24 protein-coding genes are annotated in these 26,572 nt (G+C 69.5%); 14 read left to right on the forward strand and 10 right to left on the reverse strand.

The genetic code is table 11. The features are described 5' to 3' along the window. Positions 1 to 39: 39 nt before the first annotated feature. Complete coding sequence (locus tag ACRSBM_RS33680) at positions 40 to 648, forward strand: suppressor of fused domain protein (protein ID WP_434449840.1); 609 nt, start codon at positions 40 to 42, stop codon at positions 646 to 648. Here the strand turns inward: ACRSBM_RS33680 and ACRSBM_RS33685 are convergent. Further along, the gene (locus ACRSBM_RS33685; protein ID WP_434449842.1) at positions 608 to 1,522 is read right to left on the reverse strand and encodes a DMT family transporter; all 915 of its coding nucleotides are present in this window, start codon (positions 1,520 to 1,522) and stop codon (positions 608 to 610) included. The two genes, ACRSBM_RS33680 and ACRSBM_RS33685, sit on opposite strands and share 41 nt — an antisense overlap. Between ACRSBM_RS33685 and ACRSBM_RS33690 the strand changes: the two genes are divergently transcribed. From ACRSBM_RS33690 to katG, 3 genes are all read left to right on the forward strand, one after another. Next, on the forward strand, positions 1,521 to 2,915 hold the full coding sequence (locus ACRSBM_RS33690; protein ID WP_434449845.1) for a PLP-dependent aminotransferase family protein: 1,395 nt from the start codon (positions 1,521 to 1,523) through the stop codon (positions 2,913 to 2,915). The genes ACRSBM_RS33685 and ACRSBM_RS33690 overlap by 2 nt on opposite strands. Positions 2,916 to 2,981: 66 nt before the next feature. Next, entirely contained in the window at positions 2,982 to 3,416 is a 435-nt protein-coding gene (locus tag ACRSBM_RS33695; protein WP_434449848.1) for a Fur family transcriptional regulator, read from the forward strand. Positions 3,417 to 3,434: 18 nt separating this feature from the next. Continuing rightward, a complete protein-coding gene (gene katG / locus ACRSBM_RS33700) occupies positions 3,435 to 5,666 on the forward strand; it encodes a catalase/peroxidase HPI (RefSeq protein ID WP_434449851.1) in 2,232 nt (743 codons plus the stop codon). 804 nt (positions 5,667 to 6,470) lie between these two features. On the opposite strand, the gene ACRSBM_RS33705 is transcribed toward katG, so the two are convergent. Next, positions 6,471 to 7,112 carry a DedA family protein gene (locus ACRSBM_RS33705; RefSeq protein ID WP_434449854.1) on the reverse strand — a complete coding sequence of 214 codons (642 nt, stop codon included), beginning with the start codon at positions 7,110 to 7,112 and terminating at the stop codon, positions 6,471 to 6,473. A gap of 161 nt (positions 7,113 to 7,273) precedes the next feature. Between ACRSBM_RS33705 and ACRSBM_RS33710 the strand changes: the two genes are divergently transcribed. The 6 genes from ACRSBM_RS33710 to ACRSBM_RS33735 all read left to right on the forward strand — a co-directional run bounded on the left by ACRSBM_RS33710 (position 7,274) and on the right by ACRSBM_RS33735 (position 14,161). Beyond that, the gene (locus tag ACRSBM_RS33710) at positions 7,274 to 8,398 is read left to right on the forward strand and encodes a sensor histidine kinase (RefSeq protein WP_434449857.1); all 1,125 of its coding nucleotides are present in this window, start codon (positions 7,274 to 7,276) and stop codon (positions 8,396 to 8,398) included. Continuing rightward, entirely contained in the window at positions 8,389 to 9,033 is a 645-nt protein-coding gene (locus ACRSBM_RS33715) for a response regulator transcription factor (protein WP_434449860.1), read from the forward strand. Before ACRSBM_RS33710 ends, ACRSBM_RS33715 begins: the two co-directional genes overlap by 10 nt. A 387-nt stretch (positions 9,034 to 9,420) precedes the next feature. Then, positions 9,421 to 10,479, forward strand: coding sequence for a heme/hemin ABC transporter substrate-binding protein (locus tag ACRSBM_RS33720; protein WP_434449863.1), 1,059 nt, complete (start codon positions 9,421 to 9,423; stop codon positions 10,477 to 10,479). Between the two features lie 373 nt (positions 10,480 to 10,852). After that, positions 10,853 to 12,244: a beta-xylosidase gene (locus ACRSBM_RS33725; protein ID WP_434449866.1), complete on the forward strand. Its 1,392-nt coding sequence runs from the start codon at positions 10,853 to 10,855 to the stop codon at positions 12,242 to 12,244. A 9-nt stretch (positions 12,245 to 12,253) separates the two neighbouring features. Further along, complete coding sequence (locus tag ACRSBM_RS33730) at positions 12,254 to 13,603, forward strand: hypothetical protein (protein ID WP_434449869.1); 1,350 nt, start codon at positions 12,254 to 12,256, stop codon at positions 13,601 to 13,603. 36 nt (positions 13,604 to 13,639) lie between these two features. After that, entirely contained in the window at positions 13,640 to 14,161 is a 522-nt protein-coding gene (locus ACRSBM_RS33735) for a pyridoxamine 5'-phosphate oxidase family protein (RefSeq protein ID WP_434449872.1), read from the forward strand. Here ACRSBM_RS33735 and ACRSBM_RS33740 read toward each other — a convergent pair. Together ACRSBM_RS33740 and ACRSBM_RS33745 are read right to left on the reverse strand one after the other, a co-directional pair. Continuing rightward, complete coding sequence (locus ACRSBM_RS33740; RefSeq protein WP_434449875.1) at positions 14,136 to 14,933, reverse strand: ergot alkaloid biosynthesis protein; 798 nt, start codon at positions 14,931 to 14,933, stop codon at positions 14,136 to 14,138. The two genes, ACRSBM_RS33735 and ACRSBM_RS33740, sit on opposite strands and share 26 nt — an antisense overlap. Beyond that, positions 14,930 to 15,313: a nuclear transport factor 2 family protein gene (locus tag ACRSBM_RS33745; RefSeq protein ID WP_434449877.1), complete on the reverse strand. Its 384-nt coding sequence runs from the start codon at positions 15,311 to 15,313 to the stop codon at positions 14,930 to 14,932. Before ACRSBM_RS33745 ends, ACRSBM_RS33740 begins: the two co-directional genes overlap by 4 nt. Positions 15,314 to 15,376: 63 nt before the next feature. Here ACRSBM_RS33745 and ACRSBM_RS33750 point away from each other — a divergent pair, with 63 nt between their 5' ends. Beyond that, entirely contained in the window at positions 15,377 to 15,985 is a 609-nt protein-coding gene (locus ACRSBM_RS33750; protein WP_434449879.1) for a TetR/AcrR family transcriptional regulator, read from the forward strand. Positions 15,986 to 16,051: 66 nt separating this feature from the next. Here ACRSBM_RS33750 and ACRSBM_RS33755 read toward each other — a convergent pair whose 3' ends face one another. Next, the gene (locus ACRSBM_RS33755) at positions 16,052 to 17,092 is read right to left on the reverse strand and encodes an NAD(P)-dependent alcohol dehydrogenase (RefSeq protein ID WP_434449882.1); all 1,041 of its coding nucleotides are present in this window, start codon (positions 17,090 to 17,092) and stop codon (positions 16,052 to 16,054) included. Between the two features lie 144 nt (positions 17,093 to 17,236). Here ACRSBM_RS33755 and ACRSBM_RS33760 point away from each other — a divergent pair, with 144 nt between their 5' ends. Both ACRSBM_RS33760 and ACRSBM_RS33765 read left to right on the forward strand, forming a co-directional pair. Further along, positions 17,237 to 18,112, forward strand: coding sequence for a helix-turn-helix domain-containing protein (locus ACRSBM_RS33760; RefSeq protein WP_434449885.1), 876 nt, complete (start codon positions 17,237 to 17,239; stop codon positions 18,110 to 18,112). After that, positions 18,109 to 18,402 (forward strand): SelT/SelW/SelH family protein, encoded by a 294-nt coding sequence (locus tag ACRSBM_RS33765; protein ID WP_434449888.1) that lies wholly within the window; start codon positions 18,109 to 18,111, stop codon positions 18,400 to 18,402. Before ACRSBM_RS33760 ends, ACRSBM_RS33765 begins: the two co-directional genes overlap by 4 nt. Positions 18,403 to 18,417: 15 nt before the next feature. On the opposite strand, the gene ACRSBM_RS33770 is transcribed toward ACRSBM_RS33765, so the two are convergent. The 5 genes from ACRSBM_RS33770 to ACRSBM_RS33790 form a co-directional block, all read right to left on the reverse strand. Next, positions 18,418 to 19,389 (reverse strand): glycine betaine ABC transporter substrate-binding protein, encoded by a 972-nt coding sequence (locus ACRSBM_RS33770; protein WP_434449891.1) that lies wholly within the window; start codon positions 19,387 to 19,389, stop codon positions 18,418 to 18,420. Then, the gene (locus tag ACRSBM_RS33775) at positions 19,386 to 20,120 is read right to left on the reverse strand and encodes an ABC transporter permease (RefSeq protein WP_434449894.1); all 735 of its coding nucleotides are present in this window, start codon (positions 20,118 to 20,120) and stop codon (positions 19,386 to 19,388) included. The genes ACRSBM_RS33770 and ACRSBM_RS33775 overlap by 4 nt, the downstream gene beginning before the upstream one ends. Continuing rightward, positions 20,117 to 21,232: an ABC transporter ATP-binding protein gene (locus ACRSBM_RS33780; RefSeq protein WP_434449897.1), complete on the reverse strand. Its 1,116-nt coding sequence runs from the start codon at positions 21,230 to 21,232 to the stop codon at positions 20,117 to 20,119. The genes ACRSBM_RS33775 and ACRSBM_RS33780 overlap by 4 nt, the downstream gene beginning before the upstream one ends. Beyond that, entirely contained in the window at positions 21,225 to 21,872 is a 648-nt protein-coding gene (locus ACRSBM_RS33785) for an ABC transporter permease (protein ID WP_434449900.1), read from the reverse strand. Before ACRSBM_RS33785 ends, ACRSBM_RS33780 begins: the two co-directional genes overlap by 8 nt. 114 nt (positions 21,873 to 21,986) lie before the next feature. Beyond that, positions 21,987 to 22,490 (reverse strand): hypothetical protein, encoded by a 504-nt coding sequence (locus ACRSBM_RS33790; RefSeq protein ID WP_434449903.1) that lies wholly within the window; start codon positions 22,488 to 22,490, stop codon positions 21,987 to 21,989. 212 nt (positions 22,491 to 22,702) lie between these two features. Here ACRSBM_RS33790 and ACRSBM_RS33795 point away from each other — a divergent pair, with 212 nt between their 5' ends. Beyond that, positions 22,703 to 26,566: an amino acid adenylation domain-containing protein gene (locus tag ACRSBM_RS33795; protein WP_434449906.1), complete on the forward strand. Its 3,864-nt coding sequence runs from the start codon at positions 22,703 to 22,705 to the stop codon at positions 26,564 to 26,566. Positions 26,567 to 26,572: the final 6 nt, after the last annotated feature.

Below are 26,572 nucleotides of genomic sequence, written 5' to 3' on the forward strand. Positions count from 1 at the left end.
ACAATTCTCGGCGCCCGACGCGGCCTAAGCTCTGCGCTCATGGACGACCTGGGGGAAGTCGCGCACGAGGCGATCGAGCGGCACGTCGAGGAACACTTCGGGCCGATCGAGTTCGTGTTCCACGCGATGCCGTCGACCGGGGTGCACGTGCTCGTGGTCGGGCCGACCGCTGACCGTCCTTTCCGGACACTGGTCACCGAGGGCATGAGCGACCAGCCGATGACGGTGCCGGACGGGGTCGGCCCGTTCGCGGAGCTGATGCTGTGCCTGCCGGCGGACTGGCCGGTCGAGGACCTCTCGGCCGACGACTCATGGCCGGTGCACCTGCTCAAGTACCTGGCGGTGTTCCCGCACGAGAACGGCACCTGGCTCGGGGCGTGGCACCTGCTGCCCAACGGCGACCCGGCCGTGCCTTACGCGCCGAACACCCGGTTCGCGGGGATGGTCGTCACACCGGTGCTGATGACCGGGCCGCAGGGGCGCGAGATCGACAGCGCGAAGGGCAAGATCGATCTTCTCGCCGTCGTCCCGCTGCACCCGGCCGAGATCCGGCTCAAGCTGGAACAAGGTGCCTCGGCACTCATCGAGGCGTTCGACCGCGCCGGCGTCAGCGAACTGGTTGACCCACGGCGACCGTCGTCGGTGTGACGCGGCTGCGTTGGGTCAGCACGACGCACACGACCACAACGGCGGCGGTGGCGAGGGCGGGCCAGCCGACCGGTTCGCCCAGGACCAGCGCCGACCACATCAGGGTCAGCACCGGCTGGGCCAGCTGGATCTGCCCGATCTTCGCGACGCCGCCCGCGGCCAGGCCCGCGTACCAGGCGAAGAAGCCGAGGAACATCGAGACCAGCGCCACGTAGGCGAAGCTGAGCCACACGACACCGGTGGCGCGCGAGAAGTCCGCTGTGTACAAGGAAACCGGGATGGTCACCGGGAGCGAGACCACCAGCGCCCAGCAGACCGTCCTGGCACCGCCCAGTTCGCGGGAGAGTGCGCCGCCCTCGGCGTATCCCAGGCCGCACAGCACGACCGCGACGAACAGGTACACGTCGGCGAGTCCGAGGGAGCCGGAGAAACCACCGCCGGTGGCCACGAAGGCCAGCACCGCGAGCAGGCCGGCGCCGCTGGAGAGCCAGAACGCGACGGGCGGCCGTTCCGAGGCGCGCACGACCGCCCAGATCGCCGTGGACATGGGCAGCACGGCGATCACGACGGCGCCGTGGGCCGAGGTCTGGGTCGTGAGGGCCAGGGACGTGAAGAGCGGGAAGCCGATCACGATGCCAAGGGCGACGATCACCAGGCGGCGCACCTGCGTCATCGTCGGCAGCGGTGCACGCGATAACGCCAGGTAACCGATCGCCAGGACGCCGGCGACGAGTGCTCGGCCGAACGCGACGAACCACGGGTCCAGTCCGGCCACCGCCAAGCGGGTCGCGGGCAGGGAGAAGCTGAAACCCAGCACGCCCAGCGCACCGAGTGTTACTCCCGCCGGCAGGATAACGTTACTCTTGGCTCTCATGAATGAGGATAACGCAGCCGTCCGCGTTATCGAGGACCTGAGAGCCACGGCACGTGCCGGACACGCGGGCGACCGCATGCCCTCGGTGCGCGACCTGATGGCGCGGCACCGGGCCTCCCCCGCGACGGTCCAGCAGGCGATCCAGCACGTGGCGGCCGAGGGGCTCGTCGAGGTGCGGCCCGGCCGGGGCAGCTTCGTCGCGCCACGCGCGGCCGCCACCAGCCGGGACCTGTCGTGGCAGGCCGTGGCGCTCGGCGAGGGCAGGCCCGGCGAGGACCTGGTGGCGAACCTCGTCGCGGTGCCGAAACCCGAGGCCATCCCACTGACCAGCGGCTACCTCGACCCAGACCTGCAACCCGTGGACGCGCTCGGCGCCGCGCTCAGCCGGGCCGCACGCCGGCCGGCGTCGTGGGGACGCGTGCCGGTCGAGGGCAAGGAGGAGCTGCGCGCGTGGTTCGCCAAGGAGGCCGGCGGCGAGCTGAGGGCCGGTGACATCACGGTGTGCGCGGGCGCCCAGGAGGCGCTCGCGACCGTGTTCCGCGGGCTCGGCGACCGCGGTGACGCCGTGCTCGTCGAGTCACCCACCTACCTCGGCGCGATCGCGGCCGCGCGCGACGCCGGGCTCAAGGTCGTCCCGGTGCCGGCCGACCAGGACGGCGTGCGGCCCGACCTGCTCCAGGCCGCGTTCGAGCGGACCGGCGCGAAGCTCTTCTACTGCCAGCCGTTGCACGCGAACCCGCACGGCGCCGTGCTGTCCGAAGACCGCCGCACCGAGGTCATGCGGATCGTCCGCGGCATGGGTGCGTTCCTGGTCGAGGACGACTGGGCACGCGGCTTCACCATCGACGGCACCGCGCCGCCGACGCTGGCCTCCCAGGACACCGACGGCCACGTCGTCCACGTCCGCTCCCTGACCAAGGTCGCCGCACCCGGACTCCGCGTCGCGGCGATCGGAGCCCGCGGCCCGGCGAGCACCCGGCTGAAGAACACGCGTTCCCGGCAGGACCTGTACGTCGCGGGACCGTTGCAGGAGGCGGCGATCGACTTCGTGACGTCCCCTGCCTGGCGCCGGCACCTGCGCGCGCTCCAGCAGTCCTTGAGGTCGAGGCGTGACGCTCTGTCGCGCGCGATCTCCGAGCACCTGCCGGAGTTCGAGGTCGCACGGTCGACCGGCGGCCTGCACCTGTGGGCGAAACTGCCGGACGACCTCGACGACCTGGAGCTGACCACGGCCGCCGCGGCACGGGACGTCGTGGTGATCCCGGGACGCGCCTGGTTCGCCGCTGAACCGCCGGGCGGTTTTCTCCGTTTGACCTACGGCGGCGCGCCCGAGCACGTGCTCGCCGAGGGGGTGCGGCGGCTGGCCGACGCCGTGGTGGCCGTGCGGCGGTGACCCTTCGTGTGAACTGCAAGACTCATTAACTTGACTCATTCCAGAAAAGACGGCAGGCTGGTGCCCGTGCCCACGACTTCCGACTTCGAGCGCATGTTGCGTGGAGCGTCATTGCGAGTGACGGCTCCGCGGATGGCTGTGCTGTCCGCGGTGCACACCCACCCGCACGCCGACACGGACTCGATCATCGGTGTCGTGCGTCAGAACCTCGGCGCGGTCTCCCACCAGGCCGTGTACGACGTGCTCCGCGCACTGACCGGAGCCGGCCTGTTGCGGCGGATCGAGCCCCAGGGCTCGGTCGCGCGTTACGAGGCGCGCGTCGGGGACAACCACCACCATGTCGTGTGCAGATCCTGTGGCGCCATCGCCGACGTCGACTGCGCGGTCGGCCATGCGCCCTGCCTGGACGCATCCGACGACCGAGGGTTCGTCATCGACGAGGCCGAGGTCATCTACTGGGGCACTTGCCCCGACTGCACGACCGCCGCGAAAAGTTCCTGAACACCCGGAAGGATTCCCGTGTCCGACAGCACTGACGCCAAGCTGAGCGAGCTGAACGTGGAGGAGGCCGGCGGCTGCCCGGTCGCGCACGGCCGGCGCAGCCACCCCAGCGAGGGCGGCAGCAACCGAGACTGGTGGCCCAACCAGCTCAACCTCCGGATCCTCCGCAAGCACCCCGTCCAGGCGGACCCCTTCGGTGGTGAGCTCGACTACGGCAAGGAGTTCCTGACCGTCGACCTCGACGAGCTGGCGCGCGACGTCGACGCCGTGCTCACCGAGTCGAAGGACTGGTGGCCCGCGGACTTCGGGCACTACGGCCCGTTCATGATCCGCATGGCGTGGCACAGCGCGGGTACCTACCGCACCCACGACGGCCGCGGCGGCGCCGGCGCCGGCATGCAGCGCTTCGCTCCGCTCAACAGCTGGCCGGACAACGGCAACCTGGACAAGGCCCGCCGTCTGCTGTGGCCGGTCAAGAAGAAGTGGGGCCGCAGGGTCTCCTGGGCCGACCTCATGATCTTCACGGGCAACCGCGCCCTGGAGACCATGGGCTTCACGACCTTCGGCTTCGCCGGCGGCCGCAACGACGTGTGGGAGCCGGACGAGGACGTCTACTGGGGCCCGGAGACCGAGTGGCTCGGTGGCGACGCGCGCTACACCGGTGAGCGCGACCTCGAGTCGCCGCTCGCGGCCGTCCAGATGGGCCTGATCTACGTCAACCCCGAGGGCCCCAACGGCAACCCGGACCCGCTGGCCTCCGCCCGCGACATCCGCGAGACGTTCGGCCGCATGGGCATGAACGACGAGGAGACCGTCGCGCTCATCGCCGGTGGCCACACCTTCGGCAAGGCGCACGGCGCCGGCGACCCGTCGCTGGTCGGTGCCGAGCCCGAGGGCTCGCTGATGGACGCGCAGGGCTTCGGCTGGATCAGCACGCACGGCACCGGCAAGGGCCGCGACGCCATCACCTCCGGCCTCGAGGTGACCTGGACGCAGCGGCCCACCGAGTGGACGAACCTGTTCTTCAAGAACCTCTTCGAGTTCGAGTGGGAGCTCACCAAGTCTCCCGCCGGCGCGCACCAGTGGAAGCCGAAGGACGGCGCGGGCGCCAACACGGTGCCCGACCCCGAGGACGGCACCCGCAACCGCACGCCGATGATGCTCACCACGGACCTCGCGCTGCGGTTCGACCCGATCTACGAACCGATCTCGCGCAAGTTCGCCGAAAGCCACGAGGCGTTCGCCGAGGCCTTCTCCCGCGCGTGGTTCAAGCTGACCCACCGCGACATGGGCCCGATCCAGCGCTACCTCGGCCCGCTGGTGCCGCAGGAGGAGCTGATCTGGCAGGACCGCCTGCCCGTGCGCGACTACGAGCTGATCTCCGCGGAGGACGTGGCCTCGCTGAAGGCCAAGATCCTGGAGACCGGCCTCTCGGTCTCGCAGCTGGTCAAGACCGCGTGGGCCTCGGCCTCGTCGTTCCGCCAGAGCGACAAGCGCGGCGGCGCCAACGGTGCCCGGATCAGGCTGGAGCCGCAGCGCGGCTGGGAGGTCAACGAGCCCGACCAGCTCGCCCAGGTCCTGCGGACGCTGGAAGGCGTGCAGGAGGCGTTCAACAGCTCCGCGACCGGCGGCAAGAAGGTCTCGCTGGCCGACCTGATCGTCCTCGGCGGCGCCGCGGCGATCGAGCAGGCCGCCAAGGCCGCGGGCCACGACGTCGAGGAGCCGTTCCTCGCGGGCCGCGTGGACGCGACCCAGGAGCAGACCGACGCCGAGTCGTTCGCCGTCCTGGAGCCGAAGGTCGACGGTTTCCGCAACTACGGCGGCAAGGCCACCCCGCTGCCGTCGGAGTACCTGCTGATCGACAGGGCCAACCTCCTCGGCCTCTCCGCGCCGGAGATGACCGTGCTCGTCGGCGGCCTGCGTGTGCTGGGCGCCAACCACGGCGGTTCGACGGCGGGCGTGCTCACGGCCAAGCCGGAGACGCTGACCAACGACTTCTTCGTCAACCTGCTCGACATGGAGACGGAGTGGAAGTCGGTCACCGAGGACCAGGAGAACTTCGAAGGCCGCGACCGCGCCACCGGTGCCGTCCGGTGGACCGGCACCCGCAACGACCTGGTGTTCGGCTCGAACTCCGAGCTCCGCGCCATCGCCGAGGTCTACGCGAGTGACGACGCCTCCTCGAAGTTCGTGCAGGACTTCGTCGTCGCGTGGAACAAGGTCATGAACGCGGACCGCTACGACGTCTGATCCAGCTGCTCTCCGGTACCCCAGGCCACTCCCCCGGCCTGGGGTACCTTCGTTTTCCGGCACTTCGTGGTCTCCTTGTTCGTGGTGGGGAACGACTGCGCTTCTGTCGTCCACTTCGGACTGCTTGTGGTGGTGTCGGGCCGGTGGTCCCGGCGTGCTGGGGCCGACGCCGCCGTTGGGGCCGGATCTCTGGGTAGCGCGGGAGCGGCTTGCCGGGGCTGGTGGAGGGCGAGTTCCCCGGCGTTGTCGCCAACAACGTGGAGCCGCCAGGAACCCGTTCGTGTGGACGCGGCCGAGCGGGATCGCGTTGCCCGGCAACGACATCGGGTGCTCGATGGCAGCGGGAATGAGCAGGCGCGGACGGTCGTCCCAGCCTGCGAACGACAGCTCGCCCCGATCGCTCCCGCCCCGTGCCCGGACTGGCGCAACGGGATCGCGTTGCCCGGCAACAACACCAGGCACTCGGCGGCAGCGAGAGTGGGCTCCCGCGGACGGTCACCGGAGCCCGCGAACGACAGCTCGTCCCCATCGCCGGGGCCGGATCTCGGGTAGCGCGGGAGCGACTTGCCGGAGTTGGTGGAGGGCGAGTTCCCGGCGTTGTACCCAACTGCGTGGAGTCGCCAGGGGAAACCCGTCCGTGTGGACGCGGCCGAGCGGGATCGCGTTGCCCGGCAACGACACCAGGCACTCGGCGGCAGCGAGAGTGAGCTCGCGCGGACGGTCGCCCGAGCCCGCGAACGACAACTCACCCCCACCGCCCCTCGTGCCCGGACTGGCGCAGCGGGATCACGTTCCGTGGCAGCGTTATCGGCCGATGCGGGGCAGCACCGCTGTCGACTCCGGATCGCCCTTCGAGCGCTGGCGCAGGCGGCTGACGACGAAGAGCACGACGGCGAGGGCGACGGCGCCGAGCACCAGCTTCTGGAAGATGCCGGCGTAGGACTCGACGCGGTGCCAGTTCTCGCCCAGGAGGTAGCCGGCGCTGACGAACACGGTGTTCCAGATCAGGCTGCCTAACGTCGTCAGCACCAGGAACTTCGGGAAGTTCATGCGTTCCACGCCCGCGGGCAGGGAGATGAAGCTGCGGAACAGCGGCACCATCCGGCCGAAGAACACGGCTTTGGTGCCGTGGCGGGTGAACCACGCTTCCGTCTTGTCGAAATCGCTCACGCGGACCAGCGGGATTCGTGCCACCAGGCGGCGAGTCCGGTCGCGGCCCAGGAGCAGGCCCGCGAAGTAGACGATGACGGCGCCGGCCACTGAGCCCAGCGTGGTCCAGAAGAGGGCGGCGGGCAGGCTGAACACGCCCTTGCTCGCGGAGAAGCCCGCCAGTGGCAGCACCAGTTCGCTCGGGATCGGCGGGAAAAGGTTGTCCAGGCCCACGACCACCGCCGCGCCCACGCCTCCCAGCGATTCCATGAGTGAGACGGCCCAGTCAGCCAGCATCGCTTTCCCCTTGTGTCGTAACGGAATGCCGGGGTCAACGCTAGAAAGGGAGGAGGGCGGGGACCATGAGGTTGACCGTCGGGAATCGTGGGGGAAACCGCAGGGCGATACTGCGGTAAACCACAATGCCTGGGTCCGAACGGGCCAGTACGGTTGCCGATGTGCACCAGGATGAGCAGCTCAGCGCGGGTTCGGTGGTGCGCGGGTGGTTCCGGACCTTCTACGGCGTGCTGGTCGGGACGGCGTCCGCGCTGCCCGACCTGCTGGCCGCGGTGCTGGGGGTCGGCGCGGTCAGGCTGACCAAGCTCGAACTGTGGAGGATCGCGCGGTACGGCGAGGCCGCGCACGCCGATCCGCTGACGTCGAGCCGGTGCCGGCGCTACCTCGGCCTGCGGGCGCTGGTGGGTGGCCTGGGCGCCGGCGTGATCATGATGCTGATGCTCTACGTCACCACGGCGCTGTCGATGCTGACGGCATGGCTCTTCGACGGCTCGTGGGGCCTGGTCAAGAACGGCGACGTGGTGGACACGCAGCTGATCGCGGTGGCGACGCTGCCGGGTGCGCTGCTCATCTTCGTCACGCTGGCCGGGGTCACCGGAGTGGCGGCGCTGGACCGGTGGCTCGCCACGACGATGCTCGGCCGCAGCCAGCAGACGCTGCTGCGTCAGCGGGTCGCGGAGCTGACCAGCACGCGGGCCGAGGTGATCGAGGCGATCGACGACGAGCGCAGGCGGATCGAGCGCGACCTGCACGACGGCGTCCAGCAGCGGCTCGTGGCGCTCGGCATGTTGATCGGCAGGGCGCGCCGGACGAAGTCCGAGGAGCAGTTGCAGGAGTTGTTACAGCAGGCGCAGGACACGGCGGGCGAGGCCATCGACAAGCTGCGCGAGGTCGCCACCCGCGTCTACCCCGCCGTCCTCGACGACGCCGGGCTGGACGCGGCGCTCGAGGTGCTGGCCGAGCGGTCGAGCGTGCGGGTCGAGATCAGCAACGAGCTCAGGCAGTCGCCGGGTACCGCGCTGGAGGCGGTGATCTACTTCGTGGTGTCGGAGGCCGTCACGAACGCCGCCAAGCACGCCGGTCCGTCGGTCGTCGAGATCTCCGTCCGGCCAGGAAAGGACGACATCACGGTCATGGTGTGGGACGACGGCGTCGGCGGCGCCGACGCGGCGGGCACGGGGCTGTCCGGCCTCGCCAGGAGGGTCAAGGCGGTGGACGGGGAGTTCGAGGTGACCAGTCCGCACGGCGGTCCCACCACGATCCGTGCGAGGTTGCCGTGCGAGTGATCCTGGCCGAGGACTCGACCTTGCTGCGCGAAGGCCTGATCAGGCTCCTCGCCGAGGAGGGCCACGAGGTCGTCGCCGCCGTCGGCACCGCGCCGGAACTGCTCAGGGCCACCGAGGAGCACCGGCCGGACATCGTGGTCACGGACGTCCGGATGCCGCCGGACCACAAGGACGACGGCATGCGTGCCGCGCTCGAGATCCGCGAGCGGTGGCCGGAGGTCAGCGTGCTCGTCCTCTCCCAGTACGTCGAGAACCGCTACGCGACAGAGCTGATCACCAGCACCGGCGGCAAGGTCGGTTACCTGCTCAAGGACCGCGTGGCCCAGGTCGACGAGTTCCTGGAGGCGCTGGACCGGGTCGTGGCGGGCGGTGCGGCGTTCGACCCGGAGGTCGTGCGCCGGCTGCTGACGAGGACGACCCACGTCGACCCGCTCGAAACCCTGACGGCGAGGGAGAAGGACGTCCTCGAGCTGATGGCGCAGGGTCTCACGAACGCGCGCATCTCCGCGCAGCTGCACATCTCGCAGAGCGCCGCGGAGAAGCACATCAACGCGATCTTCGACAAGCTCGGGCTCTCCGGCTCGTCCGGTCTGAGCCGCCGCGTGATGGCCGTCGTCCGCTACCTGGGCAGCTGATGACGACCATCGACGAGCTGCACGGCGCTTCCGGCGCGGAACTCCCGCGCGGGACGTTCGATGATGCCGTCGTGGTGCCGGAGAAGTGGGTGGCGCGTTCACCCCGCACGGATCCGTAGTAGCTGTCCGCTCCGTAGTAGCCGTCCGCCGGGTCGTTGCCGGTGCCGGACACGGTGACCATCCCGCCCGCCGCGACGAGGTCTGTGGCGTTCGGGGTGTGGTCGCGCCCCGGGAAGCGCTTTCCGCGGCGGCGGGCACGGCGATGGTCATGAGATCAGCCGCGATGGTCACGAGATCAGCTGCGATGGTCACGAGATCAGCTGCGACAGCCACTTTTGCCGGCATCTTCTAGCCATCACCGGTCCCTGGTGTAGTTAAGTTCAGGGCGTGAGAATCTGGGTGGCTGTGCTCACGGTCATGCTGGTCGCGGGCTGCACCAGGCCGGCACAGCCCGACGCGCCGGAAGTACCTCCGAGCGACCCCGGCCGGACTCCGCTGGAGCAGCTCGAACCGGCGAAGGATCCGCGGCACAAGACGGGGCCGAGCACCGCGACGGTGGCGGTGCCGGACATCGCGCCGATCAGCGACCAGGCGACCCCGAGGCTGCCCACGACGGTCACCGACGCGCAGGACACCGAGGTCACGGTGACCAGCGCCGACCGCATCCTCGCCTTCGACCTGCACGGCACGCTCGGTGCGACGGTGTTCGGGCTGGGGCTCGGCGGCCGCATGGTCGGCCGCGACGCCTCGACCGGTTTCCCCGCTGCCGCCATGCTTCCGCTCATCACCACCAACGGGCACCAGCTCAGCACCGAGGCCATCCTCGGGCTGCGGCCGAGCGTCGTGATCACCGACATCACGCTCGGGCCGTCGGACGTGGTGCCGCGGCTCAGGAAGTCGGGCATCCCCGTCGTCGTCACGGACTCCAGGCGCGCCGTCAACAACGTAGGCACGCTGATCCAGCAGGTCGCCGACGCGCTCGGGGTGCCGGCGGAAGGCGAGAGACTCGCTCAGCGCACCACCGTGGAGATCGAGAAGGCCAAGATCGCGGCGCACCGGCTCGCGAGCGACTCCAGCCTGCGGATCGTGTTCCTCTACGTCCGCGGCGAGTCCGGGACCTACCAGATGTTCGGCCAGGGCACCGGCGCGGACGACCTGATCACCGCTGTCGGGGCGGTCGACGCCGCGAGCGAGGCCGGGTTGCAGGGCGCCGGACCGATCGACCCGGAGGCGTTGTCCAAGGCGGCACCGGACGTGATCCTGGTGATGACGAAGGGACTCCAGTCCGTCGGCGGGGTCGAGGGCTTGGTCGGCGTGCCCGGTGTCGCGCAGACGCCGGCCGGGCAGAAGCGCCGGATTGTCGACATGAACGACCACCAGGTGCTGAGCTTCGGACCGCTGACGTCCTCCGTGATCGACGGCCTGGCCAGGGCGCTGTACACGTGAGGTCGCCGCCCTTCCCGACGCTCACGGGCCCTGCTGTCCGGGGCGGGCTGCCGTCCGCGTGCATCGGCCGGTTCTCGATCCTGTCAACGATGTCTTCGTCGCTGTCGGCAGCCAGCGACCCGATGGCGGAGCGGTCTGGCCGCAACGGCTCGCGGGATTCGCTCCTGGGCAGCGGAATCGCACTCACCACGGCGACGCGAAAGACGGATTGACAGTGGATGAATCGGAGAGCGACAACGGACTTCACCCGTCCGGATGAGTTGATCACTATGATGGTCTCGTGCCCCGGAGTCGCCGACCTCTTGCGTTACTCGCTGCGCTCGCACTGCTCAGTGCGGTCACCGCGTGCACCACTGAGGTAGCCGGCCCTCCGGTGGGCAAGCCGGCCACCGGTCAGCAACCACCGATGCAGGAGACCAAGGCGCCCCCGCCGCGCGACAAGCTCAAGCTGACGGTGGAGAACGGCAGGCGGAGCCCCGGCACGGTGATCGCGGGGACCGGCGACGCCGTCTACAACTACGCGCCCACCGTGATGCTCGACGGCGGCAAGGTGCGCACGTGGTGGTGCAGCCAGATGGGCACCGCCCAGCCCACCGGCGACGACATCCTCTACAGCGAGGGCCCCGGTCCGGACGGACCGTTCACCGCCGCGCTACCGGTACTCTCGGGCAGCGGCACCAGCTTCGACGCGATGCACACGTGCGACCCGTCGCTGGTCAAGATCGGCGACACCTACTACCTCTACTACACCGCCGCGTCGAGGGACAACCACGCCAACGGCAGCGCGGTCGGCGTCGCGACCAGCAAGGACGGCATCAGCTGGACGCGCGCCAACAGCGGGCAGGCGATGCTCGGCACGTCCGACGACATCATCCGCGAGAACACCTACGGCGCGGGCCAGCAGTCCGCCATCTACCTCGACGGCTGGGTCTACCTGCTCTTCACCGACACCACCGGGTACGCGGCGGCGTCGAACGGCGCGGGCCAGTACGTGCTGCGTTCGAAGAACCCGCTGTTCACGACGGGCGTCGAGTCCTTGGGTCCGCAGGGGTTCAAGCCCGTGCCGTCGACCACCGAGGCCCGCACCCGGTCCGTGGTCGAGGCGTTCAGCGCGGACTGGATGTGGATCGACGCGGCGTCGGCGTTCGCGATCGCCCACTCCACCGAGGCGGGCACCACCATCACGTTCTGGAACAAAGAGTTCACCCGCCACCCGTACGAACGGGTGGTGATCCCCGGTCCCTGGCAGGAGGGCCCCGGCCTGCTGCGCACGCCCGAGGGTCACGCGCCGATCCACGCCGCCGGTCCGTGCGACAAGGTGGCGATCGACGTGCTGCGTGCCACCTCGGGCGACTCCGGCGCACCGACGAACATCACCCACTTCGGCATCGACGCGCTCGGGCTCAACGGCTGCGCGACGCCGGACGAGGCGCGTGTCCTCGACGGCTTCTCGGTGCCCTCCCCCGAACGCACGGCCGACGTCGTCGTCGACGGCAAGGTCGTCCGGTTCGAACGGGGCTCGGCGGCGGCGAAGTTCGCGCGCGGGGTGATCGGGTGGCGCCCGAAGATCGTCGACTCGTTCCAGGTCGCGGTCCGCGTTCCCGCGGCCGTCCCCGCCGTGCTCGGCCCGGACGGCATGATGGGCCTGCTGGTCGGCGACAAGCTGATGCCGATCAACTCGCTGGAGGTCGCGCAGTCGAACTCCTCCGAGGTCACCGTGGTGACCCAGGAGCAGTGGGACCGCTACGAACGCCTGTTGAGCTGACCCCGTACCGTGCCTGTGTTCGACTCGGACATGGGGGAACGGGTGACGGCGACCAAGGAACGACCGAAGGCTCTCGCGGACGGCATGATCCCGCTGCCCGCCGAACCGCCGCACGAGCGGGCGTGGCTCGGCATGACGGCCGCGTTCCTCGGCTCGATGCTGTTCCTGCTGCTCATCCCGGCCGGCTGGGCCCGGCTCGACCACCTGTGGGCCGAGGACGGCGCCAGGTTCGCGGTCGACGCGCTGCGGTTCCCGGCGCTGTCGAACCTGGTCGAACCCTACGGCGGCTACCTGCACACGTTGACGCGCATCGTCGCCGAACTGGTCGCGCTGCTGCCGATCGAGTGGACCGCCGCCGCGTTCGCCGTCGCCGCCGCGGTGCTGCGGGCGCTGATCGCGCTGATCGCGTTCGCCGGGTCGAAGGCGTACCTGAAGTCGACGCCGATGCGGTTCGCGCTGGCCTCGCTCGTGATCGTGCTGCCGGTGGGCAACTCCGAGACGTTGAACAACCTGACGAACCTGCACTGGTTCCTGCTCTACGGCGCCTTCTGGGCGTTGTTGTGGCGCGACGCCCCGCGCGTGCTGGTCGGGTTGTTCGTGTTCCTCGCCGCGATGACGAGCCCACTGGTGTTCATCCTGGCGCCGATCGCGCTCCTGCGGTTGTTCCAGCCGCGCAAGGAGGTGCCGATCGTGTTCCTGGCCGGACTGGTCGTGCAGGGCGCGGTGATGCCGTTCGCGGCGAGGACGGCGTACTCGCACGACGCGATCGACCCGGTGCAGGTGCTGCTCGCGAGCCTGCTGCGCGTGCCGGTGGCGGCGCTGACCGGGTCCGAGCGGGTCGACGACTTCTACCCGGCACTGGGCAACGGCGTGATCCTGGCGGCGCTGCTGATCACGGCGGTGCCGATCGTGGCGGGGCTCAGGTTCGGCGACCGGGCGGGGCGGACGCTGGCGGTGGTCGCCGTCGCGTACAGCGTGGTCCTGATCGTCGCGTGCCTGGTGCTGAACTGGACCGCGCTCCTGCAGGTGCAGCAGCCTGACGTCGTGATGACCGGGCAGCGCTACAGCATCGCGCCGGCCCTCTTCCTGTTCACCGCGATCTTCGTGGGTCTCGACGCGACGCCGGCGCCGGCGTGGGGACGCGCGATGGTGGGCGCGAGCCGCTACCTGATCGGCATCATCGTCGTGGTCAGCGTCTTCTGGTACCTGCAGGAGGCATCGCCGGTGGTCGATGGCGTGCCGTGGGACGAAAGCGTCGCGAAGGCCCGTGCGGAGTGCGCGGCGGGCGCCCAGGAGGTACGGCTGGAGCACGAGCCGGAGGGCTGGTTCTTCGTCCTGCCGTGCACCTCGCTGGACTGAGTGTCGAAAACGCGGGTTCCCGTTCGACGCACTTGCATGACGAACACGACGATCGAGACCCGCAACCTCGACCAGTACGGCAACGCCGCCCTGCGGTGGAGCCAGGCGGAGGACCTCCTCGGCCGGGAGTCCGCCGCGAAGGACGTGCCGATCTTCCTGAGCACCGTGCGACCCGACGGCCGTCCGCACTCGGTGGGCATCGGCGCCGTCTGGTTCGAGGACACCCTGTTCTTCGTGAGCGGGCCGGGCACCCGCAAGTCGCGCAACCTCGCGAAGAACCCGGCCTGCACGGTGTCGGTGCGGCTGACCGGAATGGACCTCGTGCTGGAGGGCGACGCCCACCGGGTCACCGACGAGTCCACTTTGGACAGGGTGGCTGCCAGGTACCGCCGGGCGGGCTGGCCAGCCGAACGGGAGGGTCTGGCGTTCACCGCGCCCTACACCGCCCCGAGCGGCGGACCGCCGCCCTGGTACGTCTACCGGATCTCGCTGCGCGCCGCGCACGCCGTGGCCACGGCGGGGCCCGGTGGGGCTACGCGCTGGACGTTCGCCGGATGAAGTCGCGGAACGACCGGGCCGGCCTGCCCGTCACGTCCTCGACGGTCGTGGTGACCCGGTCCTCCGCACCGCCGCGGATGTCCTCGTCGAGCCCCGCGAGCAGCGCGGCGAACTCCCTCGGCAACCCGGTGGCGAAGCGTTCGGTCATCTCCTCCGTGCTGACCGGGCGGTGCCGCACCGGCTTCCCCGTGACCTCGGTGATGATGGCGGCGGCATCGGTGTAGCCGAGCGCCTCCGGACCGGTGATCAGGTGATCGGTGTTGTGCGGCACCGGATCCAGCAAGGCCCTGGCGGCCACCGCGGCGATGTCGGCGGCGTCGATGAAGCCGACCCTGCCGTCACCGGTGGCCGTGACGATCTCGCCGGCGCGGACGCCCGCCGCGACCGGGTGGTCTCCGGTGAAGTTCTGCATGAACCACGACGGCCTCAGCACCGCCCACTCCGGCATCGTGCGCACCAGCGCGGGCAGAGCGCCGATCCCCGTGGCGCTCTCCGGCACCGCGGAGGAGCTCAGCAGCACCACGCGCCGCACGTGCCGCGCCCGAGAGAGGAACGACTCGACCGCGGGAACAGGGTCGACGACACCGATCGGCGGGATGAGGTAGACGCGGTCCACGCCGTCCAGCGCACCCTCGGACGTCGCCGGCACGTCCCAGTCGAACCGGACCTGGCCTGGCCGCACCGGTTTCCTCGTGGCGGCGCGGGCATCGGGCAGCAGGGTGACGAGCAGGCTGCCGGTCGTCCCGGTCCCGCCGACGACCAGCGTGCTCACTTCCGCCAGTCCTGCAGGTTCAGCGGGTTCCAGTAGTCGCGGTAGTTCACGATCTCGCCGTCGCGGGTCGTGACGACCACGACGTAGGAGTGCCGGTACGGCTCGCCGGTCGGCACCAGGACACCCTCGGCGTCGTACTCGACGATGACGACGTCCGGGTCGGTGGTCTGGTGAACCACCTGCTTGGGGAAGGACTGGATGTCGAGCACCTTCGGGTAGTCGCGCACGTAGTCCTCGATCGCCGCGCGGCCCTCCAGCCTGGCAGGCCAGCCGGGCGGCGCGAACGGGAACTCCGCCGTGCCGTCCTCGGCCCACAGGCCGGCGAACCCGATCATGTCCTTGTCGAGCAGCAGCTGCAACGCCCTCGCGATGAGATCCACCGATGATCCTTCGAACGAAATGGACGGAACGGTTCCGTCCCGTCCAGTCCTATGATGTGCTTCATGACCAAGCGCACCCCGACCGGCGCCGCCGTGCTGCAGCCCCAGGTGACGCGGGCGATCACCGAGGCCGTGTTCGACGAGCTCGCCCTGCACGGCTACGGCCGGCTGTCGATGGAGGCGGTGGCCAAGCGCGCGGAGGTCGGCAAGAGCGCGCTGTACCGGCGCTGGCCGTGCAAACAGGACATGGTGGTCGCGGCGCTGTCGGAGTTCTCCGTGCCACTGGCCGACGTCCCGGACACCGGGTCGTTGCGCGGCGACCTGCTGGCGACCGTCACGGCGGTGCACGACTGGCTGACGCACCCGCGGTTCGCGACGATCCTGCCCGACCTCACCGCCGAGGCCGTGCGCAACCCCGCGCTGTCCGAGGCGATCGCCGCGACCATCGGCGAACCCCGCCGAGCACTGGGTGCCGCGACGTTGCAGCGTGCGGTCGACCGGGGTGAGCTACCGGCCGGCTTCGACGTCGAGATCGCCCTCGACCTGGTCGCGGCGCCGGTCTACTGGCGACTGTCCGTCCGGCGGGCCGAGGCCGGGCCCGACTACCTCGAACGGCTCGTCGACCACCTGCTGCGCGCGCTTCAGGGCGCGGACATCGGTCGTCGGTGCTGAAGCAGATCGAGAGCTGCAGGAGACGCTGCACCGGCTCGACACGGTGACAGGGCACACCGGGAGCCGTCAGATCGTCGCGGCGTCGATCACGAACCGGTACCGCACGTCGCTCGACAGCACGCGGTCGTAGGCGGTGTTGACCTGGTCGGCGTCGATGAGCTCGATCTCGGCACCCAGGCCGTGCTCGGCGCAGAAGTCCAGCATCTCCTGGGTCTCCGCGATGCCGCCGATCATCGAGCCGGCGAGCGTCTTGCGGCCGCCGAGCAGCGCGAAGAGGTTGAGTGAGACCGGCTCCTCCGGGGCGCCGACGTTCACCAGGGCGCCATCGGTCTTGAGCAGGCCGAGGTAGGCACCGAAGTCGAGCGGCGCGGACACCGTGGAGACGATGACGTCGAACGTGCCCGCCAGCTCGGTGAACGTGGCCGGGTCGCTGGTGGCGCGGTAGTCGTGGGCGCCGAGCTTGAGCCCGTCGTCCTTCTTGCGCAGCGACTGCGACAGCACGGTGACCTCGGCACCGAGCGCGGCCGCGATCTTGACGCCCATGTGGCCGAGACCGCCGAGACCGACGATGGCGACCTTCTTGCCCGGTGCGACGCCCCAGTGCTTGAGCGGCGAGTACAGCGTGATGCCGGCGCACAGCAGCGGCGCGGCCACGTCGAGCGGGAGCGCGTCCGGGATGCGCACGACGTAGTTCTCGTCGACCACGATCTGGCGCGAGTAGCCGCCGTAGGTGACGTCGCCACGGCGGTCGATGCCGTTGTAGGTCACGGTGTTGCCGTTGGCGCAGTACTGTTCCAGCCCGCGCAGGCAGAACTCGCACTCACGGCACGAGTCGACCATGCAGCCGACGCCGACGCGGTCACCGACGGCGTGACGGGTCACCTCGGAGCCGACCTCGACGACGACACCGGCGATCTCGTGGCCCGGCACCATCGGGAAGATCGCCTGGCCCCAGTCCTCGTTGACCTGGTGGATGTCGGAGTGGCAGATGCCGGCGAACCTGATGTCGATCAGCACGTCGTGCGCGCCGACCGCACGACGTTCGATGGTGGTGCGCTCCAGCGGTGCCTTGGGTGCGGGAGCGGCGTAGGCAGCGACGGTGCTCATCTGGTTTTCTCCTCGTTCGTCGTGTCGGTGACGACACTGCTCCGGTTCGAGGGATCCACCCAGACACCTGGTTTTCGTACGACCGCCGTGCGTACCACTGGCAGTAGCAGGCACGACGTCCGCGGGACGGGGATACTCGGACCCATGACCGTCGATCCGCGCGCCGAGCTGAGTGAGTTCCTGCGCAGCCGCCGCGCGCGGCTGTCGCCCGACGACGTCGGGCTGCCGCACTACGGCCGAGCCCGCCGCGTACCGGGCCTGCGCCGCGAGGAACTGGCCCAGCTCGCGGGTGTCTCCGTCGCGTACTACACGCGGCTGGAACAGGGCAACGGCCGCAACGTCTCGGACGAGGTCCTGGACTCGATCTCCAACGCGCTACGGCTCAACGACACCGAACGCACGTACCTGCGCAACCTCGCGGTCTGCCCGCACACCACCAAGAAGAAGAAAACAGCGACCACGCGCGTGCGTCCGGCGTTGAGGAACCTGCTCGACTACGTCGGAGTGCCCGCGTACATCGGCGGGCGGCGGTCCGACGTGCTCGCGTGGAACCCCATGGCCGCCGCGCTGTTCGGCGACTGGGCCGAGGTGCCGCCGCCCGAGCGGAACTGGGCGCGGTTCATCTTCCTGCAGCCCTCCTACCAGCAGCTCTTCGTCAACTGGGAGAGCAAGGCCGCCGACGTCGTCGGGTTCCTGCGGATGGACGCGGGGTGCTACCCGAACGACCCCGAGCTGGCCGCCCTGATCGGCGAGCTGTCGGTGAAGAGCGAGCTGTTCCGCCAGCTCTGGGCCAGGCACGACGTCAAGGAGAAGAGCTTCGGCACCAAGGTGCTGCGGCATCCGCTCGTGGGTGAGATGACGCTGTCGTACGAGACCCTCAAGATTCCGAGCGAGCCCGACCTGTTCTTCACGACCTACCACGCGGAGCCCGCCAGCCCGTCCGCCGAGGCGCTGCGGCTGCTGGCCAGCTGGGGCAAGGACGCGACCCAGGTCGGGATCTCCGCTGGAACCCAGTCGTGAGAACACCGCGGCTGGAGATCGAGTACTGCACCCAGTGCCGGTGGCTGTTGCGCGCCGGCTGGACCGCGCAGGAACTGCTGACCACCTTCACCACCGAACTGGGCGAGGTCGCGCTGGTCCCCGGCACCGGTGGCGTGTTCGACGTCCGGCTCGACGGCGAGACCCTGTGGTCGCGCAAGGAGCAGGAGGGCTTCCCGGACCTGGCGGTGCTCAAGCGACTGGTGCGCGACCGGGTGGCACCGGGGCGTTCGCTGGGCCACACCGATCGCAAGCAGTCGTCCGGTGACTGAGGACGGCCGCGCCGGTCAGCCGGTCCGGATGAACCCCTTCGACACCATCCAGTCCCTGGCCACCACGCCCGCGTCCCTGCCGTCCACGTCGACCTGACGGCACAGCTCGATCATCTGGTCGTTGGTCAGCGCGCGGCTCACCGTCTCCAGCGGGCCGCGGATCCGCGGGTAGCGGGCGAGGAACTCGGCGCGCACGGTCGGAGCGACGTTGTACTGCGGGAAGGCCTTCTTGTCGTCCTCCAGCACGCGGAGCTTCTGCGCGGCGATCCGGCCGTCGGTCGTGAACACCTCGCCGACCGGGCAGGTGCCGCCCGCGACGGCCGAGTAGATCGTGCCGATGCCGAAGTTCTTCACCTCGGTGACCGGGAAGCCGTAGGTCTTCTTCGCGGCGGGGAAACCGTCCTGGCGGCTGGTGAACTCGGTCTCCAGGCAGAACACCGCCTCCTGCGGGTTCTGGGCGAGGAACGCCGCCAGGTCGGAGGTCGTGCGCAGCCCGTGCTGTTCGCCGTAGGCCTCGGTGACGGCGAACGCGTACTGGTCGTTGAGCGGGGAGTAGGCGAGCCACTCGACGCCGAACCGTTCGAGGTCGGCCTTCTTCGTGGCGTCGTACTGCGCCTGTTCGCCGCCGGGCACCGGCAGTTCGTTGCCCTGGTAGTTGATCCAGCCGGTGCCGGTGTACTCCCAGGTGACGTCGACCTCGCCGTTGAGCAGGGCCTGCCGCGCGGTCTGCGAGCCCTTCAGGTCCGTGAGGTCGACGACGTCCGCGCCGGCCGCGGACAACGCCATCTCGGCGAGGTAGCCGAGCAGGATGTTCTCGGTGAAGTCCTTGGACCCCACGGTGATCTCGACGCCCTGCAGCGACCGGTCCGGCTGGATCGAGCCCGGGAGTACCTTGTACGGCAACGCGGTGTTGACGTCGAGACCGCACGCTGTGCCAGCGAAGAGCAACAGGCCGAGCAGGAAGGCTTTGTGCCGCAACCTTTTCATCGAACCCCCTTGGGACCGAACCACTGCTCGATCACCGCGCCGACCCAGTCGACCAGCAGCGCGAGACCCGCCGCCAGCACCGAGCCGGTCACCAGGACCTTCATCAGGTTCAGCTTGTAGCCGGCGTCGATGAGCAACCCGAACCCGCCCGCGTTCACGAAGAGACCGAACGTGGCGGTGCCGACCGCGAGCACCAGCGAGGTGCGCAGGCCGGCGAGGATCAGCGGTGTCGCCAGCGGCAGTTCGACCCGCCACAGCACGCCCGACGCCGACATGCCGATGCCGCGCCCGGCGTCCACCAGGGACGGCTCGACCTGCTGGATGCCGACGATCGTGTTGCGCAGCACCGGAAGCAGCGAGTAGAACGCGAGCGGCAGCGCGGCCACCCACAGCCCGCCCGACGCCCCGGTGACGAGGAACCACAGCACCAGCACGCCCAGCGCGGGCGCGGCCTGGCCGACGTTCGCGACCGCCAGGAACACCGGGGCGAGCCAGCGCGCCCACGGCCGGGTGGCGACGACGCCCGCCGGAATCGCGACCACCACGACGATCGCGGTCACCACGACCGTGATCAGCAGGTGGTCGCGCAACGCCGACAGCAACGAACCGGCGTTCAGCGTGCCCTTCTCGGTCGCCGTCAGCTCGCTGCCGAACACCCACGCCAGCACGCCGCCGACGATCAGCAGCACGGCGACGGGCTGCGCCCAGAACCTGATCCGGCCGGCCGTCACGCGCTCGCCCGCAACCGTTGCACGACCTCGGTCACGGTCGTGAGGTCGAGCGTGCCGACGTACTCGCCCTTGTTGCCGGTGACGACCGCGCGCCCGCCCTCGTTGACCATCGCCTCCAGCGCGTCCCGCAACGTCGACTGCAGCGTCACGGAGTCCTGCACCGGGCGTCCGAGCCCGGTCAGCGGCCGGCCGCGCTTCAGCTCGTTCACGTGCACCCAGCGCAACGGCCGGCCGCGCTGGTCGAGCACCAGCAGGAACCGTTCGCCGCCAAGGTCCACAGTGGACGGTTCGGCGTCGGCACTGGCGGTGACCGCCTGACCGAGCTCGACGTCGCGCACCCTCATCAGCGTCAGTGCCTTCAGCGACGCGCCCGCCCCGACGAACCCGGCGACGGTGTCGTCCGCCGGGTTGGCCAGGATCGCGTCAGGGGTGTCGTACTGCAGGATCGTGGACCGCTCGCCGAGCACCGCGATCTTGTCGCCGAGCTTCACCGCCTCGTCGAAGTCGTGCGTGACGAACACGATCGTCTTGCGGAGCTCGTTCTGCAGCCTCAGCAGCTCGTCCTGCAGGTGCCCGCGGGTGATCGGGTCGACCGCGCCGAACGGCTCGTCCATCAGCAGCACCGGCGGATCGGCGGCCAGCGCCCGCGCGACGCCGACCCGTTGCTGCTGGCCGCCGGAGAGCTGCCGGGGGAAGCGCGAGGAGAACTCACCGGGGTCGAGGCCGACGAGGTCCATCATCTCGTCGACGCGGTCCGCGGTCTTCTTCCTGTCCCAGCCCAGCAGTCCCGGCACGATGCCGATGTTCTGCGCCACGGTGAAGTGCGGGAACAACCCGGCCTGCTGGATCGCGTAGCCGACGCGCCGCCGCAGGTCGTCCGGGTCGATCTTCAGCGCGTCCTCGCCGCCGATCGTGATCGTGCCCGAGGTCGGCTCGATCAACCGGTTGATCATCCGCATGGTCGTGGTCTTGCCGCACCCGGACGGCCCGACGAACACCACGATCTCCCCGGCGGGCACGACCATCGAGAAGTCGTCGACCGCCGCCGTCTTCTGGCCCGGATAGCGCTTCGTCACCCGGTCCAGCCGGATCTCGATGCCTTTTTCAGCCACGGACGCCCCTCGACACGGTGAAACGGTTGACCAGCACGTAAATTCCGTCGAGCAGCAGCGCGAGCACCACCACTCCGATCGTTCCTGTCAGGGCCTGGTTCATGGAGTTCGCACTGCCCGCGTTCGCGAGCCCGGAGAACACCTCGGAACCGAGCCCGGGTCCTTTCGCATAGGCGGCGATGACCGCGATGCCCATCAGCATCTGCGTCGCCACCCGCATTCCGGCCAGAATCGCGGGCCACGCGAGGCGCAGCTCGACGCGCGTGAGCACCCCGAGCCGGCTCATCCCGATTCCCCTTGCGGCGTCGCTCACCGCAGGGTCGACACCGGCCAACCCTACGATTGTGTTACGAACTATCGGCAGCAGCGCGTAAAGCACCAATGCGACCACCGTCGTGTCCGCGCCGAGCCCGAACACCGGAATCAGCAACGCCAGCAGAGCGAACGACGGAATGGTGAGAATCGTGCTCGCCAACGCCGTGGCCAGCGCGGATCCGGCCGGGCTGCGGTAGACGGCGACCCCGATCACCACACCGATGACCGTCGCCAGAACTGTGCACTGCACAACGGCACTGACGTGCAGAAACGCTTGCAAAGACAGCCGATCCCAGCGATCGGCGACGTACTCGAACACATCCACCTGTGGCCCCGCCCGCAGAAGTTGGCGTCAACCCAACACCATTGTGGACAGTCCGGCAACCGTTCGTCACCGAACCGAATGCGAAAAAGGCCGTGCTACCAGGGACTATCTCGGTTAATTTTCCGACGAGAGCAGATCCTGCAGATCTGCCAGGAATTCGGGCAACGTCGCCGCGATCATCCGCGCCAGGGAATCGTGGTTGTCGTACACTCCGGTACTGTCGATTCCGCTCGGTAGCAACGAATACACGGGAGCGCCGTCCGGCAGCCCGAGCGCGAAGTGCGTTCCGCCACCGTCGGAACCGAAGCTCACGATGTCGATGCGGTCCGGTCCGTCGATCACGACGGGCAGCCTGCCGTCCCGCCCGTTCACCACGGCCCGTGCCGGGGACACGAAGTAGCCCTGCTGGAGGTCCGGCAGGGACACCTCGGACGCGTGGCGGTAGAACTCCACCAGTGGTGCGGGAAGGTCCTCCACGCCGTCCGGCAACGGCCCGGCCGCGCGCCGGACCCCGTTCTCGCCCGGCGGATAGCCGAACCGCGCGACGAACCTGGCGACGAACCGCGCCGCGAGGTCGTCCATCGACGTCAGCCACTGCTCGTAGTCGAAGCCGTTCACGTACCGCACCTTCCTGTGGGACGGGCGGGGAAGCCGGTTCGGGCCTCCCCGCGCACGACCGCGGCCAGTACCGGAACCCCTCGCTCCCGCAGGGCTCGTCCTGATCGGACGACGGCACGCTCCAGCCGGTTTCGAGCTGACGTTCGTACATTTTTCAACGTAGTCAGCCTCGTACCCGCTGGTGCCCGTTGCTACCTTGGGGGATTTCTGAGATGTCGCAGGAAGCTGAAGTGGACGGCGGCTGCCTTCCCGACCTGCTGCGCAAGCAGGTGGAGGAACACCCCGATCGCACAGCCGTCGTCTTCGGCGAAGAGAGCATCACCTACGGCGAACTCTTCGAGCAGAGTTCGGCTCTGGCCACGCACCTGCGGCGGCTCGGCATCGCCGCGGACGACTGCGTCGGCATGTTCGTGGAACCGTCGCTCGACCTCGTCGTCGGCGCGTGGGGAATCCTGTGCAGCGGCGGCGCCTACCTGCCGCTGAGCCCGGAGTACCCCGAGGAGCGGCTCCGGTACATGATCGAGGACTCGCGCACGAAGGTCGTCGTGACCCAGCCCGCGCTCCGGCAGCGCCTGGCCGACCTCGCGCCGAGCACCACCCGGATCGTCACGCTCGACGACTGCGACGAGGCGTTCGACGACGGCTTCTCCCCCGTGCACGACAGCCTCGCGTACATCATCTACACCTCCGGCAGCACCGGCCGGCCCAAGGGCGTGATGATCGAGCACCGCAGCATCGTCAACCAGATGCTGTGGCTGCACGACACGCACGCCATCGACGGCACGAAGCGCGTGGTGCAGAAGACGCCGATGAGCTTCGACGCGGCGCAGTGGGAGATCCTGGCGCCCGCGGTCGGCAGCACCGTCGTGATGGGCCGTCCTGGCATCTACCGCGACCCGGAGATGCTGATCGAGACCATGCGCGAGCAGGGCGTCACGACGGTGCAGTGCGTGCCGACGCTGCTCCAGGCGCTGATCGACACCGAGGAGTTCCACACGGTCGGCTCGCTGCGGCAGGTGTTCAGCGGCGGCGAGGCGTTGTCCCGCACGCTGGCCCAGAGCTTCGTCGAGACCATGCCGGGCGTAGCGCTCATCAACCTCTACGGCCCGACCGAGACGACGATCAACTCGTCATCCCACGTGGTCGACCCGGCAGAGCTCGCCGAGGCCCCGAAATCCATCTCGATCGGCCTGCCCGTCGCGAACACCACCTACCTGGTGCTCGACGAGAACCGGAACGTGGTCACGCCCGGCGAGATCGGTGAGCTCTACATCGGTGGCGTCCAGGTCGCCCGCGGCTACCTGCACCAGCCGGAGCTGACCGGGGAACGGTTCGTGGACGGCCTGTTCCGCACCGGCGACCTCGTGACGCAGAACCTCGACGGCACCGTGCAGTTCGCCGGACGCGCGGACAGCCAGGTCAAGCTGCGCGGCTACCGCGTGGAACTGGACGAGATCCGGCTCGCGATCGAGACGCACGACTGGGTGCGCAACGCCGCGGTGATCGTGAAGTCCGACGAGCGCACCGGGTTCCAGAACCTGATCGCGTGCGTCGAGCTGAACCCCAAGGAAGCCGCCCTGATGGACCAGGGCAACGCCGGCTCGCACCACCAGTCGAAGTCGAGCAGGCTGCAGGTCCGCGCGCAGCTGTCGAACCCCGGTGTGCGCGACGACCTCGGCGGGCGCGAGGCGTTCGAGCTGCCCGGCGAGGAAGCGTCCTGCCTGCAACGCAAAGTCGTGTTCTCGCGCAAGTCCTACCGGTTCTACGAGGGCGGCCAGGTCACCGACGCCGACCTCGCGCGACTGCTGGAGCGCAAGCCGATCGGCGCCGGGTCGAAGGACCCGAGGACCGTGCGGTTCGCCGAGCTGGGCGAGATCCTGCGCTACTTCGGCGCGCACTTCAGCGACCAGCGGCTGCTGCCGAAGTACGGCTACGCCTCACCGGGTTCGCTCTACGCGACCCAGCTCTACCTGGAGCTGCACCACATCGCGGGCCTGCCGGCCGGGTTGTACTACTACCACCCGCTGCGCCACCAGCTCGTGCTGATCTCGCCGGTTCAGGAAAGCGCCGAGGCGCAGGCGAAGCTGCACTTCATCGGACGCAGGGCAGCGATCGAGTCGGTGTACCTCAACAACATCCAGGAGGTGCTGGAGATCGAGACCGGCCACATGGTCGGGCTCTTCGAGGAGGTCCTGCCCGGCTACGGCCTCGACGTCACGGCGTCCGCGTACACGCCGGAGACCAAGGACCGGCTGGACGTCGCCGACGAGGACTACTACCTCGGCACGTTCGAGCTGTGCGCGTACACCGGCATCCGCGAGGACGAGGTCGACGTCTACGTGCAGACGCACCCCGGCCGGGTCGCGAACCTGCCCGGCGGCCAGTACCGGTACGCCGGCGGCGAGTTCGAGCGCGTGTCCGACGAACTGGTGCTGCGCAAGCACGTCATCGCCATCAACCAGGCGGTCTACGAGCGCGCGAGCTTCGGGGTCACCGCGATCAGCCGGTCCGCCGAGAGCTGGCGGCGCTACGTCGACCTCGGCCGGACCATGCACCGGTTGTCCGCCAACGACGTCAACCTCGGCTTCATGTCGTCCGGCTACAGCTCCAAGTCGGACAACGACCTGCCTTCGGCCAAGCGCATCGACGCCATTCTCGCCGACCTCGGTGAGGAGTCCGGGCCGTCGTACTTCTTCCTGGGCGGCAAGGTCTCCTACGAACAGCGCCGCAGCCCCGGCATGAAGGAGGACGTCGTCCACATGAAGGGCCCGGCCGAGCTGATCCGGGACGACCTGGTCAACTTCCTGCCGGACTACATGATTCCCAACAAGGTCGTGGTGCTGGACCGGCTGCCGGTCACCGCGAACGGCAAGATCGACGTCAAGGCCCTGGAGGCGTCGGACAAGACCGACGTCGACGACCAGGACCGGCCGTTCGTCGCGCCGCGCACCATCACCGAGCGCCGCATCAGCGAGATGTGGAAGAAGCTGATGAAGCGCGAGACCGTCTCGACGCACGACGACTTCTTCGAGACGGGCGGCAACTCGTTGATCGCGGTCGGCCTGGTGAACCGCATCAACAAGGACTTCGGCACCAGCCTGCCGCTGCAGGTCCTCTTCGAGTCGCCGACGATCGAGCAGCTGTCGCGCCGGGTCGACGGTGTCCAGGAAGGACCGATCTCGCGGCTGGTTCCGTTGCAGCCGGGCGGTGACGCGACTCCGGTGTTCTGCTGGCCGGGTCTCGGCGGGTATCCGATGAACCTGCGGACGCTGGCGAGCCGCTCGGAGCGGCCGTTCTACGGCGTGCAGGCGCACGGCATCAACGAGGGCGAGGTGCCGTACCGCACGATCCGCGAGATGGCGGCCGCGGACGTCGAGGCGATCCGGGAGGTCCAGCCGGAGGGCCCGTACACGTTGTGGGGCTACTCCTTCGGCGCGCGGGTCGCGTTCGAGACGGCCTACCAGCTGGAGCAGGCCGGTCACGAGGTGGCGAACCTGTTCCTGATCGCGCCGGGATCGCCGAAGGTGCGCTCGGAGCGGGTGAGCGACGAGGCCTCCTACGACAACAGCGCGTTCGTGACGATCCTGTTCTCGGTGTTCGCGGGCAGCATCACCGACGCCCGCCTGGCCCGGTGCCTGGAGGTCGCGCAGGACGAGGACAGTTTCGCGGCGTTCGTCAGCAGCGAGTTCCGCGACCTCGACAGCGAGCTGGTGCGCCGGATCATCAAGATCGTCACGGAGACGTTCTCCTTCAAGTACACCTTCAGCGAGCTGGCCGAACGCACGATCTCCGCGCCGCTCACCATCTTCAAGGCCCAGGGCGACGACTACTCGTTCATCGAGGGCAGCGAGGGCTTCTCGGTCACCGCACCCGTGGTCGTCGAGCTGGAGGCCGACCACTACAGCCTGTTGCGCGAACCGGACATCGACGAGCTGCTGGCGTCGATGGAGCAGCGTGCGGCGGTGCGGCGGGAGGTCGCGCGCGTGCCCGTGCTGTTGTCCGACGAGCAGATGTCCGAGCTGATCGCGGCCGTCACCAAGGCCGTCACCCTCGCCATCACGAGTGGCCGGTCGTGAGGAGGC

It is taken from the genome of Lentzea xerophila, assembly GCF_051094245.1.
Taxonomy (GTDB): domain Bacteria; phylum Actinomycetota; class Actinomycetes; order Mycobacteriales; family Pseudonocardiaceae; genus Lentzea; species Lentzea xerophila.